At 70.7% G+C, this 12,881-nt stretch carries 9 protein-coding genes; 8 read left to right on the top strand and 1 reads right to left on the bottom strand.

Annotated elements, in window-relative coordinates:
* Positions 1-73: 73 nt before the first annotated feature.
* The 6 genes from DEI93_RS08820 (at position 74) to DEI93_RS08795 (ending at position 8,247) form a co-directional block, all read left to right on the top strand.
* Positions 74-1,762, top strand: coding sequence for a DUF885 domain-containing protein (locus tag DEI93_RS08820; RefSeq protein WP_111119370.1), 1,689 nt, complete (start codon positions 74-76; stop codon positions 1,760-1,762).
* A gap of 225 nt (positions 1,763-1,987) precedes the next feature.
* Positions 1,988-3,445 (top strand): 30S ribosomal protein S1, encoded by a 1,458-nt coding sequence (gene rpsA / locus DEI93_RS08815; protein ID WP_111009129.1) that lies wholly within the window; start codon positions 1,988-1,990, stop codon positions 3,443-3,445.
* Between the two features lie 69 nt (positions 3,446-3,514).
* Positions 3,515-4,129: a dephospho-CoA kinase gene (gene coaE, locus DEI93_RS08810; protein WP_111119402.1), complete on the top strand. Its 615-nt coding sequence runs from the start codon at positions 3,515-3,517 to the stop codon at positions 4,127-4,129.
* 63 nt (positions 4,130-4,192) lie between these two features.
* The gene (locus tag DEI93_RS08805; RefSeq protein WP_111009128.1) at positions 4,193-5,284 is read left to right on the top strand and encodes a BPSS1187 family protein; all 1,092 of its coding nucleotides are present in this window, start codon (positions 4,193-4,195) and stop codon (positions 5,282-5,284) included.
* A 49-nt stretch (positions 5,285-5,333) separates the two neighbouring features.
* Entirely contained in the window at positions 5,334-6,875 is a 1,542-nt protein-coding gene (locus DEI93_RS08800) for a class I adenylate-forming enzyme family protein (RefSeq protein WP_111119369.1), read from the top strand.
* A 46-nt stretch (positions 6,876-6,921) separates the two neighbouring features.
* Positions 6,922-8,247, top strand: a complete 1,326-nt coding sequence (locus DEI93_RS08795) for an acyltransferase (RefSeq protein ID WP_111119368.1) — start codon at positions 6,922-6,924, stop codon at positions 8,245-8,247.
* Between the two features lie 50 nt (positions 8,248-8,297).
* Here the strand turns inward: DEI93_RS08795 and DEI93_RS08790 are convergent, their stop codons facing one another.
* Positions 8,298-9,632, bottom strand: a complete 1,335-nt coding sequence (locus tag DEI93_RS08790) for an MFS transporter (protein WP_111009125.1) — start codon at positions 9,630-9,632, stop codon at positions 8,298-8,300.
* A gap of 193 nt (positions 9,633-9,825) precedes the next feature.
* Here DEI93_RS08790 and uvrB point away from each other — a divergent pair, with 193 nt between their 5' ends.
* A complete protein-coding gene (uvrB, locus tag DEI93_RS08785) occupies positions 9,826-11,910 on the top strand; it encodes an excinuclease ABC subunit UvrB (RefSeq protein WP_181435991.1) in 2,085 nt (694 codons plus the stop codon).
* Positions 11,900-12,814, top strand: a complete 915-nt coding sequence (locus tag DEI93_RS08780; protein ID WP_111009124.1) for an SDR family NAD(P)-dependent oxidoreductase — start codon at positions 11,900-11,902, stop codon at positions 12,812-12,814. The genes uvrB and DEI93_RS08780 overlap by 11 nt, the downstream gene beginning before the upstream one ends.
* Positions 12,815-12,881: the final 67 nt, after the last annotated feature.

Below are 12,881 nucleotides of genomic sequence, written 5' to 3'. Positions count from 1 at the left end.
GCGATCGCCCGGTCGGACGATCCGCCGGGGTCGCTCCGGGCCTCCCGGATCGCGGAGTCGGTATGGTCGCACCATGAGCTCCGAGCGTCCTGTCCGCAAGCCGTCCGCCGTCGACCGTGTCGCGGAGGACTGGGTGACGACACTCGTCGACCTCGACCCGACGATCGGGACCTACATCGGTGTGGGCGGTCGGCAGGGTGAGTACGGTGACACGTCGCCCGCGGGAGCGGACGCCCTCGCGGACGCCGCACGCGCGGCCCGCCGGAGCCTCGACGCCGCGGAGCCCGTCGACGCGATCGACCGCGTGACGAAGACGGACCTCGGCGCGGAACTCGACCTGGTCGTCGAGTCGTACGACCGGCGACTCCACCTCCGGGACCTCAACGTCATCGCGAGCCCGGCGCAGCACCTGCGGGACGTCCTCGACCTCATGCCGACGGCGACGGCGAACGACTGGTCGGACATCGCGAACCGGCTGTCCGCGCTGCCCGACGCGCTCGAGGGGTACCGCGAGACCCTGCTGCAGGGGACGCGCGAGGGCGTGACCCCCGCGAAGCGACAGGTCGCCGCCGTGGCGCAGCAGGCCCTCCGGAACGCCCGCGACGGCGGGTTCTTCGACGAGCTGGCCGCCGGCGCCGCCCTCGACGACGGTGGTGCGCTGCCGGAGTCGGTCCGTGCCGATCTCAGCCGTGGCGCCGCCGTCGCGGCTGCCGCGTACCGATCGCTCGGTCGGTTCCTCGAGCACGAGCTGATGCCGCTCGCCACCCCGGTGGACGCAGTCGGACGCGAGGACTACGAGCTGCACTCCCGTCGGTTCCTCGGCGCGGTCGTCGACCTGGACGAGACCTACGCGTGGGGGCTCGAGGAGCTCGCGCGGATGCGGTCCGAGCAGGAGCGCATCGCCGACCGCATCGAGTCCGGGGCCAGCGTCGCCCGGGCGATCGCGGTGCTCGACGAGGACCCGGCCCGGAAGCTCCACGGCACCGACGCACTCCGCGCCTGGATGCAGGAGACCTCGGACGCCTCGGTCGAGGCCCTGGCGGGGACGTACTTCGACATCCCGGACCCCATCCGTCGCCTCGAGTGCCGGATCGCCCCCACCCACGACGGCGGGATCTACTACTCGGGCCCGAGCGACGACTTCAGCCGGCCGGGCCGCATGTGGTGGTCCGTGCCCGACGGCGTGACCGAGTTCGCGACCTGGCGCGAGAAGACGACGGTGTTCCACGAAGGCGTCCCGGGCCACCACCTGCAGATCAGCCAGGCGGTCTACAACCGCGGCGAGCTCAACACGTGGCGGCGTCAGCTCGCCGGCCCCTCGGGGCACGTCGAGGGTTGGGCGCTCTACGCGGAACGGCTCATGGAGCAGCTCGGCCACCTCGACGACGACGGCGACCGCCTCGGCATGCTCGACGGCCAGCGGATGCGGGCGGCCCGCGTCGTCCTCGACATCGGGGTGCACCTGCAGAAGACGAACCCCGACGGCGGTGGTTGGACGCACGAGTACGCGCTCGACTTCATGCGACAGAACGTGAACATGGACGACGCGTTCGTCCGGTTCGAGGTCGACCGCTACTTCGGCTGGCCGGGACAGGCCCCGTCGTACAAGGTGGGTCAGCGTGTGTGGGAGTCCATCCGCGACGAGGCCGCGGCGCGTGCCGGTGCCGACTTCGACCTGCGGGCCTTCCACCGCGACGCCCTGGCCCTCGGCGGGGTCGGACTCGACACGCTCCGGTCGGCGCTGCTCCCCGAGCGGGAATGACCCCCGCCCCGGGGCGGTTTCACCCCCTGTCGGGGGTCCCGGGACGGAGCCGTCGCGGGTCCCGCTCGCGGTTGTGACCGTGGGGGAGGCCCGGCTAGACTGGTGCGGCGCAATCCGCGTCAAGCATCCACTTCGCCATGCCGAAGCGTGCACGGACCTCCCGTGCTCGCCAGGGGGACCCCGATCGTCATGGCCCGATCAATGCCCGTTCGGAGCAATCTCTACATGACAACCACCACGACCAAGGCTCCTAAGCAGGTCGCCATCAACGACATCGGTTCGGCTGATGACTTCCTGGCCGAGGTCGAGAAGACCCTGAAGTTCTTCAACGACGGCGACCTGATCTCCGGGACCGTCGTGAAGATCGACCGCGACGAGGTCCTCCTCGACGTCGGTTACAAGACGGAGGGTGTGATCCCCTCCCGCGAGCTCTCGATCAAGCACGACGTCGACCCCAACGAGGTCGTCGAGGTCGGCGACGACGTCGAGGCCCTCGTCCTCCAGAAGGAGGACAAGGAAGGCCGTCTCATCCTGTCGAAGAAGCGCGCGCAGTACGAGCGTGCGTGGGGCGACGTCGAGAAGATCAAGGAGTCCGACGGCGTGGTGACCGGCACGGTCATCGAGGTCGTCAAGGGCGGTCTCATCGTCGACATCGGCCTCCGTGGCTTCCTCCCGGCCTCGCTCATCGAGCTCCGTCGCGTCCGTGACCTCACGCCGTACCTCGGCCAGGAGATCGAAGCGAAGATCCTCGAACTCGACAAGAACCGCAACAACGTGGTCCTGTCGCGCCGCGCCCTGCTCGAGCAGACGCAGTCCGAGTCGCGCACGACGTTCCTCAACAACCTCCACAAGGGCCAGGTCCGCAAGGGCATCGTCTCGTCGATCGTCAACTTCGGTGCGTTCGTCGACCTCGGCGGCGTCGACGGTCTCGTCCACGTGTCCGAGCTCTCCTGGAAGCACATCGAGCACGCCAGCGAGGTCGTCGAGGTGGGCCAGGAGGTCACCGTCGAGATCCTCGAGGTCGACCTCGACCGCGAGCGCGTGTCGCTCTCGCTCAAGGCGACGCAGGAGGACCCGTGGCAGGTCTTCGCCCGCACCCACGCGATCGGTCAGGTCGCGCCGGGCAAGGTCACGAAGCTCGTGCCGTTCGGTGCGTTCGTCCGTGTGGCCGACGGCATCGAGGGCCTCGTGCACATCTCGGAGCTGTCGAACAAGCACGTCGAGCTCGCGGAGCAGGTCGTGTCCGTCGGTGACGAGGTCTTCGTCAAGATCATCGACATCGACCTCGACCGTCGCCGCATCTCGCTCAGCCTCAAGCAGGCGAACGAGGGCGTCGACCCCGAGGGCGACGAGTTCGACCCGGCGCTCTACGGCATGCCGACCGAGTACGACGAGCAGGGCAACTACAAGTACCCCGAGGGCTTCGACCCGGAGACCAACGAGTGGCGCGAGGGCTTCGAGACCCAGCGCGACGCGTGGGAGAAGGAGTACGCGGCTGCCCAGGCTCGCTGGGAAGCGCACAAGAAGCAGGTCGCCGCGTCGATCGCCGAGGAGTCCACGCCCTTCGACGCGCCCGCCGCGTCCGCTGGGTCGTCGTTCTCGAGCGAGACGGCTGGTCAGGGCACCCTGGCCGACGACGCCTCGCTCGCGGCGCTGCGCGAGCGGCTCAGCTCGAACAGCTGACCGCCCGACGCGTCCCGAGAGCCCGGTACCCACGAGGGTGCCGGGCTCTCGCCCGTTAAGGTGGTGGACGTGCGGATCATCGGACTGACGGGTGGCATCGCGGCGGGCAAGTCGACGGTGTCCGCGCGCTGGGCGGAGCGCGGTGCGGTGGTCGTGGACGCCGACCTCCTGGCGCGCGAGGCGGTCGCGCCCGGGAGCCCGGGGCTCGCGGCGATCCGTGAGCGGTTCGGCCCGTCGGTGATCGCGCCGGACGGGTCCCTCGATCGCCCAGCCCTCGGCGCGGTCGTCTTCCGCGACGCGGAGGCGCGCGCCGCCCTCAACGCGATCACCCACCCCGAGGTGTGGCGCATCGCGAAGGAGCGCTTCGCCGAGGCCGAGCGGGCCGATCCCGACGCCGTGGTGGTCTACGACGTGCCGCTGCTGGCCGAGGCCCAGGAGGGACGGCCGCTCCGCTTCGACACCGTGGTCGTCGTGCACGCGCCCGCTCCGGACCGGATCGAGCGCCTGGTGCGCCACCGTGGCATGGAGCGCGGGGACGCGGAACGTCGGGTCGCGGCACAGGCGAGCGACGAGGAGCGGCTCGCGCTCGCGGACCTGGTCGTCGACGCGACCGGTTCGCCAGCCGACACGATCCGCTCTGCGGACGAGGTGTGGGACCGCATCGTCGCGTTTCAACCTGAGTAGTTCTTCTGACCCGTCAGGGAGCAAGCAGCCTGCGCGCGGCGACGTCCGGTAACGTCCCCGCACGTGTCCTCGGCCGCGCGTCACGCCCTCCATGCCCTGCTCGTGGTCGTACTCGCCGTCACCGTCGTGGTCGCGGTCGTGGTCGTGGTCGACACGGCCTCCGAGCACCAGCAGGCCACCGCCGAGGCTCCCCGGGGCCCGTCGGGGTCGCTCGGCCACGTCGGCCCGCCCGCGGAGACGCAAGACTTCCGTCGGTTCCGGATCGGTGCCGTCGACGGGCAGCGCCTCACGCCGAACGCGACGGACTTCGCGTCCCGATCGGTCGGCGACGGCCCCCTGCTGCTGTTCCTGCCCGCCACGCGGGCGCGCCCCGCGGACTACCGGACGTTCCTGTCGGTCGCGTCCCAGGCCGGGTACAACGTGCTCGGCCTCGACTACTGGAACCTCGGGACGACGCTGTCCGGGACGTGCGAGAACAACCCCCGCTGCTACACGCAGGTCCAGCGGAACCGGTTCGACGGCACCGATGCCTCCCAGTTCAGCGACGTCGGACCTGCCGGGTCGATCACCGCTCGCCTCCGGGACGCCGTGGCGCACCTGTCGAGCGCGGACCCCGCGGGCGGATGGAACCGCTTCGTGGACGGTTCGGGTCACATCGCCTGGGACCACATCGTGGTGGCCGGCCACTCCCAGGGCGGCGGCGAGGCGGCCTTCATCGCGCACATCCGACCGGTGCTCGGTGCGCTCATGTTCTCGTCGCCCGTCGAGTCCGACGGGGCGGCGCACGCGGCGTGGATGGACCGCCCGGGTGTCACGCCGATCACCCGCGAGTACGCGATCGACGACGTGCGTGACGTGTTCGGGCCGCGCATCCGCGGCTCGTGGCGCGTGCTCGGTCTCGACGGTCCGCACGGCCCGTCGGTCACGACGACGCGGCCTCCATCCGGCGACCCGCACGCGATCCTCACCCGGTTGGACGTCGGTGACCCCGACCAGGCGCACTCGCTCATCATCGACGACGCCACTCCGCTCCAGGCGAACGGGACCCCGCGCATGCTCCCGCTGTGGCACTGGATGCTGACGCGGGTCCCGCTCCCGCAGACCCACGAGCCGAACCCCACGCGCTCCGCGGCACCGACGCCGTCCCAGGGGTGAGGATCCAGCGCCTCTGCACGTTCATAGGGAGCCGCAATACCATGGGGGAGTGCAACGTGGAGTGGACGACGTCAGCGGAGACCGGCATCCGGAAGGCTCCGGGGGCAGGTCAGCGGACACCCTCGCCGCCCTGATCCGACGTCGGGGAACCGACGACCCGGACCACCACTACCTGGAGGACGCCCGGTCCGACCGGGTGCTGACGTACCGGGCCTTCGCCGAAGCGGTCCAGGCCTGGACATCGGTGTTCGACGACCTCGGGATCGCCCCCTCCGGCGCGGTCCTCGTGGATCTCGGGGACCCGCTGTCGTTCGCGGTCGTGCACCTCGCAGCGCTGTCCTCCGGCCGTCGTGCGGTCCCGGTGGACACCGGGCAGCCGACCTCCGAGCCCCTGCGCCTCGCGGACCTGCTCCATGGCGCCTCCCTCGTCGTCTCCGACCGTGCAGACGACGCCACGATCGCCGGGACCGCGGCGGCGCACATCGACCCCGCCACCGGTCACCCGACCGACGTCGTGGCCGGCACCGTCCCGTCGAGCGCTCCCGACGCGCTCGACACCGGGTCCGTCGTGCTGTTCACGTCCGGTTCGACGGGCACGCCGAAGGGCGTCGAACTGCCCGAACCCCAGCTCGTGTTCGTGGCACGAGCGGTCGCCGACCACAACGAGCTCACTCGGGAGGACCGGGGCTTCAACTCGCTCCCGCTGTTCCACGTCAACGCCGAGGTCGTCGGGCTGCTCGCCACCATGGTGGCCGGTTCGACGCTCGTGCTCGACAAGCGGTTCCGACGCACCGGCTTCTGGGAGCTCCTGGCCGAGCGTCGCATCACCTGGCTCAACGCCGTGCCGGCGGTCCTCGCCGTCCTCGCGAAGACGGGGCCGCTCGACCTCCCCGCGGGTCTCCGGTTCGTCCGGAGCGCCTCCGCCCCACTTCCCGACCCGGTCCGAGCGGCCCTCGGTGCGACGCCGCTCGTCGTCAGCTGGGGGATGACCGAGGGTGCCAGCCAGATCACCGCGACCCCCCTCGGTTCAGCGCCCCGACCCGGTTCCGTCGGCGTCCCCGTCGGCTCCGAGGTCCAGGTCCGTGGAGAGGACGGCGCGCTCCTCCCGGCCGGCGAGGTCGGTGCGCTGTGGATCCGCGGACCCGGGGTCGTGAGCCGGTACCTGTTCGGCCGGGCCCCCGAGCGGTTCGACGCCGAGGGCTGGTTGTCCACCGGCGACCTCGGCTCGATCTCCGCAGACGGGTGGGTGTCGCTCGCCGGTCGATCGGACGACGTCATCAACCGCGGAGGCGAGAAGGTCTACCCGTCCGAGGTCGAGGACGTCCTGCTCGGCGACGCGCGCGTGCTCGAGGCCGTGGTCGTCGGGCGCCCCGACCCGATCCTCGGGCACGTTCCGGTCGCCTACGTCATCCCGCAACCGAGCGAGGACACGGCGGCCGCGTCGCTCGTCGCCGACCTGACCGCCCGCTGCGCGGCGCAGCTGACCCGGTTCCGCCGGCCGGTCGAGATCATCGTCGTCCCGGACCTGCCCCGGGCGCCGACCGGCAAGGTGCAGCGCGCGCGCGTGCGGGCGATGGCCTCGGTGGAGTAGTCACCGCCTGCGGGACCTTCATCGGATCACGCCGTAGCCTTGAGCGGTGCAACCCGCCCCCGCCGCCACCGACACGAACGTCACCACACCGACACGGCAGAACGGCCGCCCGCGTCACCTGTACGAGGTCGACGTCCTGCGGATCCTGACCTTCGCGTGTGTGATCGGCGTCCACACGACGAGCCACACGACCGCGTCGGACAACCACTTCTACTACGCCCTGCTCGCGCTGTTGCACTTCACCCGCCTCGTGTTCTTCTCGCTGACGGCGTTCGTCCTCGTCTACAGCTACACACTGCGACCGAAGCCGATGTCGCAGTTCTGGCCGAAGCGGTTCCTGCTCGTCGGTGTGCCGTACCTGGCGTGGTCCCTCGTGTACGTCGGGTCGGCGTGGCTCCTCAGCGCGACCGAGCGCGGGGACGTCCCGCTCCTGGTGACGGACCTCGCGCACGGGATCGTGACCGGCACGGCGATGTACCACCTGTACTTCCTGCTCGTGACCATGCAGGTGTACCTGCTGCTCCCGGCGATCATGTGGCTGGTCCGACGCACGCGCCGTCACCACGTGCTGCTGACGGTCGTCGCGCTCGTGGTCAACCTGGTCGTCTACGGCGCGTACAAGTACTGGCCGCACTCGTTCGACTGGATGCACGGGTACAGCAAGCAGTTCTTCTTCATGTACGTCTTCTTCATCGTCTCGGGTGCCGTCGCCGCGGACCACGCGGAGGCGTTCCTCACCTGGATCCGGGTGCGTCGGCGACTCATCGGCTGGGGGGTCACCGGGGTCGGCGTGCTCACCCTCGCCGTGTGGGCGGGGCAGGTGCTCCTCGGCCAGTCCCTGTACGCGGCCGGCACCCCGCTGCAGCCGATCGAGGTCGTCTGGAGCGCCGCGATCGGGATGGGTTTCCTCGCGCTCGGCGCGGCGTGGGCCGACCGACGCGACCCCTCGACCCTCCTGGCGCGCGTCATCGACTACGGGTCCGACCGGTCGTTCGGCATCTTCCTGAGCCACCCGTTCGTGATCTTCCTGCTGCTCTACGGCGACAGCTGGCTGGAGCGGCATGTCGCGCAGCCGTGGCTCACGCCGGTCACGTACGTGCTCGTCATCGTGCTCGCCGTCGCGATCACCGAACTGTTCCGCTGGACGCCGCTCAGCATCCCGCTCACCGGGCGTCCGTCGCTCGGGTCCCGGGGTGCCCGGGAGGCCCGGCGCCGCGGCCGGGAGCGGCTCGCGTCCGCTGGCGGTACGACCACGACGACGGCTCGTGCCGTCCGCGACGCGGGACGCGAGCCCTCGAGCGAGGCAGTCGAACCGGATGACGCGCTCGTCGGCGAGACGGACGACGTCGGCGGGTCGCACGCCGAGCGGTGACCCGCGAACGGGCCGTCCCACCCAGGTGGGACGGCCCGTCCGTCGTGGTCTCAGGCGCTGCGTTCCGCCGCCGGGACGCCGATCTCGAGCACGCCGTCGGTGACCGTCAGGCGCCTCGGGTTCATGAACCAGGCGACGATCGCGGCGCCGAGGAGGAGTGCGACGGACAGGGCGAACGGCCACTGCCACCCGGACACCCCGACGAGCCACCCGAACACGATGGGGGAGAACACGCCGGCGAAGCCGTAGCCGGTGTTCATCATGCCGCTCGCGGTGCCCGACCACTGGGGGGCGACGTCCATCGGGATCGCCCACAGGTTCGCGTTCGTCAGCTCGAGGAAGAAGAACGAGAGCATGAGCGAGGCGGACGCGAGCCAGAGGTGGTGCGAGAACAGCAGCGGGAGCAGGCACACCGCGGAACCCACGAGCCCGATCAGGAGGACCGTGCGACGGGCCTTGCGCGCGTCGCCGGCACGACGGATGAGTCGGTCCGAGACGATGCCACCGACGGTGTCGCCGATGACACCGGCGAGGAGGATCACCGACGTGTAGCCGGCGTACGTCGTGAGCGGGAGGTGGTAGGAGTCCGCGAGGAACGACGGGATCCAGGTGAGGAACACCCAGAGCGTCCAGCCGTAGCCGAAGTCGACGAACGAGACCGGCAGGATCTGCTTGATGAGCTGGCGCCACGGGACCGGCGGACGCGTGGCGCGGACCTGGGCGGGCGGGAGTTCGTCCAGCTCCCGCTGCGAGATGCCGGGTGCGGTCTCCGGACGATCGCGGAAGAGGAACCACCAGAATCCCGCCCAGATGGCGCTGAGCAGGCCGACGTAGATGAAGGACTCGCGCCAGCCGGCGGCGGCGATGATCGCCGCGACGAGGAGCGGGGCGAGGGCGTTGCCGAGCCGTGAGGCGGAGTGCACGATCCCCTGGGCGAACCCGTTGCGGTCCCGGGGGATCCACCGGCTCATCGCCTGCGTCGCGGTGGGGAACGCGGATCCCTCGGTGAGGCCGAGGAGTGCGCGAGCGAGGAAGAGACTGAGGACGCCGCCCGCGAGGCCCGTCCAGATCGTCGCGACGCCCCAGAGGACACCGATGGCGAGGAGCGAGCGGCGCGGACCGATCTTCTCGCCGAGCCAGCCGCCGCCCATCTGGACGAAGGCGTAGGGGAGCGCGAACGCGGACACGATCGCACCCTGCGCCGTCGTCGACAGGTCCAGGTCCTTCGCCATCTCGGGGAGGGCGGTCGAGATGTTCGTCCGGTCGACGTACGAGATCGCGTACATGACGCAGAGCAGGAGCAGGACCCGTCCGCGGAGGCGTCCGCGGAAGGGGCTCGCCTTGACGGGTACGGGGGCCGCGGCCGGTTTCGCTGCGGTGGTCATCGCGGGTCCTGTTCTTCGGAGTGAGCGGGGGAGCGGTGGAGCCGACGACCTGAGCGCCTCCCCACGGTCGATCACGGTATCGCCGGTCCCTATCAGCCATCTTGGAGCGTGATCACACCAGGATACGCGCGAGCGATCAGCCTGCCGCGAACCAGTCGGGCCGCTGTCGGTCGTCGCGCTTAGCATCGACGGCATGACCACGATGATCGAACCCACCCGAGCCCTCCGTCGGTTCGAGGTCATCTCCGAGTACGAGCCCAGCGGTGACCAGCCGGCCGCCATCGCGGGACTCGCGGGGCGGATCAACGCGGGCGAGACGGACGTGGTCCTGCTCGGCGCCACGGGGACGGGCAAGTCGGCGACCACCGCGTGGCTCATCGAGCAGGTGCAACGGCCGACCCTGGTGCTCGCCCACAACAAGACGCTCGCCGCGCAGCTCGCCAACGAGTTCCGCGGTCTGCTCCCGAACAACGCGGTCGAGTACTTCGTCTCGTACTACGACTACTACCAGCCCGAGGCGTACGTCCCGCAGACCGACACCTTCATCGAGAAGGACTCGTCGATCAACGCCGAGGTCGAGCGGCTCCGGCACTCGACGACGAACTCCCTGCTGAGCCGCAGGGACACCGTGGTCGTCTCGACGGTGTCCTGCATCTACGGCCTCGGTACGCCGGAGCAGTACATGAACGCGTCCCTCGCGCTGCAGGTGGGACAGCAGATCTCGCGGGACACGCTCGTGCGCCGCTTCGTGGCGATGCAGTACCAGCGCAACGACGTCGACTTCGCCCGGGGCACGTTCCGCGTGCGTGGCGACACGATCGAGATCATCCCCGTGTACGAGGAACTCGCGATCCGCATCGAGATGTTCGGCGACGAGATCGAGGCCCTGACGGCGCTGCACCCGCTCACGGGCAATGTCGTGAAGGAGCTGCCCGCGGTGACCGTGTTCCCCGGCTCGCACTACGTCGCCGCCACCGACGTGATGCACCGCGCGATCGGCACCATCAAGGAGGAACTGGCAGAGCGCCTGGCCGAACTCGAGCAGCAGGGCAAGCTGCTCGAGGCCCAGCGGCTGCGCATGCGCACGACGTTCGACATCGAGATGATGGAGCAGATCGGGTTCTGCAGCGGCATCGAGAACTACTCGCGTCACATCGACGGCCGCGCCCCCGGCGAGGCGCCCCACTGCCTGATCGACTACTTCCCGGACGACTTCCTCGTCGTCATCGACGAGTCGCACGTCACCGTGCCGCAGATCGGCGCCATGTACGAAGGCGACGCGTCACGCAAGCGCACGCTCGTGGAGCACGGATTCCGGCTGCCGAGCGCGATGGACAACCGCCCGCTGACGTGGGAGGAGTTCCTCGACCGCGTCGGTCAGAAGGTCTACCTGTCGGCGACGCCCGGCCGCTACGAGCTGGGTGTGACCGACAGCGTGGTGGAGCAGATCATCCGGCCGACGGGGCTCGTCGACCCGCAGATCGTGATCAAGCCGAGTGAGGGGCAGATCGACGACCTGCTCGAGGAGATCCGCATCCGTGTGGACCGGGACGAACGCGTCCTCGTGACCACCCTGACCAAGCGCATGGCCGAGGAGCTCACGGACTTCCTCGGGAACGCGGGCGTGCGTGTCCGCTACCTGCACTCGGACGTCGACACGCTGAAGCGTGTCGAGCTGCTGACCGAACTGCGGCAGGGCGTGTACGACGTGCTCGTCGGCATCAACCTGCTGCGCGAGGGGCTCGACCTGCCCGAGGTGTCGCTCGTCGCGATCCTCGACGCCGACAAAGAGGGCTTCCTCCGGTCGTCCACCTCACTCATCCAGACGATCGGTCGTGCCGCCCGCAACGTCAGCGGTGAGGTCCACATGTACGCCGACAAGATCACGGACTCGATGCGGCAGGCGCTCGACGAGACCGAGCGGCGCCGCGAGAAGCAGATCGCCTACAACACCGAGCGTGGGATCGACCCGCAGCCGCTCCGCAAGAAGATCGCGGACATCACCGAGGTCCTCGCGCGCGAGGGCGCCGACACGCGCGAGCTCCTGGAGCGCCGCGGGGCCGGCGACGCCCGTCGCTCGCCCACGCCGAACCTCCGCCGCGAAGGCCTCGCGGCCGAGGGTGCGAGCCAACTCGAGTCGACGATCGCGGACCTCAACGAGCAGATGCTGCAGGCGGCCGGCGAGCTGAAGTTCGAGCTGGCCGCGCGGCTCCGTGACGAGGTCCAGGACCTGAAGAAGGCCCTGCGACAGATGGAGGCCGCCGGACATGTCCGGTGATCCGGCGGTCCGGCGCACCGTCGTCGTGACGGGGGCGAGTGCGGGCCTCGGGTACTTCACGGCCGAGCAGCTCGCCGTGGCGGGGCACCGCGTCGTGCTCGCGTGCCGCGACCGGGAGCGCGCTGCGCGAGCCGAGCAGGCGATCCGTCGCGCGGCACCGGACGCATCGATCGCGCAGGTCCTCGTCGACCTGGCCGACCTCAGGAGCGTCACGGAGGCGGCCGACGCCATCGCCGGTCTCGGACCGGTCGACGCCCTCGTGAACAACGCGGGGGTCGTGGGGTCGCGCCGGGAACGTCGCACCGCCCAGGGGATCGAGCTGCAGATCGGGACGAACCACCTCGGGCACTTCGCCTTGACGGCGCAGGTGCTGCCGCTGCTCGAGCGGACGGCGGGTCGCGTGGTGCACGTCGGGAGCATCAGCCACCGCTGGGTCCGGCTCGACGGGCGGGACCCCTTCCGGGCGGATCCCTACGTGAACTACCTCCAGTACGCGCGGAGCAAGCTCGCCGTGATGCTGTTCGGGTTCGAGCTCGCCCAGCGTCTCGCGGACAGCGGCTCCTCCGTGCGGAGCGTCGTGGCGCACCCGGGTCTCGCGCTCGACTCGCTGTCGCCGTCGCGTCCGGGGGTCGTGCCGTCCGGACCCGGAGCACCGTGGCTCCGCGTCGGGGGCCGTCTGGTCGCGCAGGGCAAGGACGCCGGGGCCGTCCCGCTCGTGCACGCCGCGGTGGGCGATGACGTCCGATCCGGCGCGTACTGGGGCCCGGACGGATGGTTCCAGTTGCGCGGAGGGGCGACCGTCGTCCCCGCGGAACCCCATGCCCACGATCGCACCGCGGCGGCGCGCCTCTGGGAGGCCTCGGCGGCGGTCGTGGGTCGCGAGCCCGCCGTCACGTCGGTCTGACCCCGGACGTGTGCCGGGCCGGCCGCCGCTGTCCGCGAGGGGCGAACCCCGTGGGACGCGCGGGGCG

It is taken from the genome of Curtobacterium sp. MCBD17_035 (genome assembly GCF_003234815.2).
Taxonomy (GTDB): domain Bacteria; phylum Actinomycetota; class Actinomycetes; order Actinomycetales; family Microbacteriaceae; genus Curtobacterium.
Note: the sequence above shows the minus strand (reverse complement) of the source record. Positions and strands in the feature narration are given on the sequence as shown.

Excerpts from the sequence above, each read along its gene's own strand:
- DEI93_RS08820 (WP_111119370.1), top strand. The coding sequence starts at position 74 with ATGAGCTCCGAGCGTCCTGTCCGCAAGCCGTCCGCCGTCGACCGTGTC.
- rpsA (WP_111009129.1), top strand. The coding sequence starts at position 1,988 with ATGACAACCACCACGACCAAGGCTCCTAAGCAGGTCGCCATCAACGAC.
- DEI93_RS08790 (WP_111009125.1), bottom strand. The coding sequence starts at position 9,632 with ATGACCACCGCAGCGAAACCGGCCGCGGCCCCCGTACCCGTCAAGGCG.
- uvrB (WP_181435991.1), top strand. The coding sequence starts at position 9,826 with ATGACCACGATGATCGAACCCACCCGAGCCCTCCGTCGGTTCGAGGTC.
- DEI93_RS08780 (WP_111009124.1), top strand. The coding sequence starts at position 11,900 with ATGTCCGGTGATCCGGCGGTCCGGCGCACCGTCGTCGTGACGGGGGCG.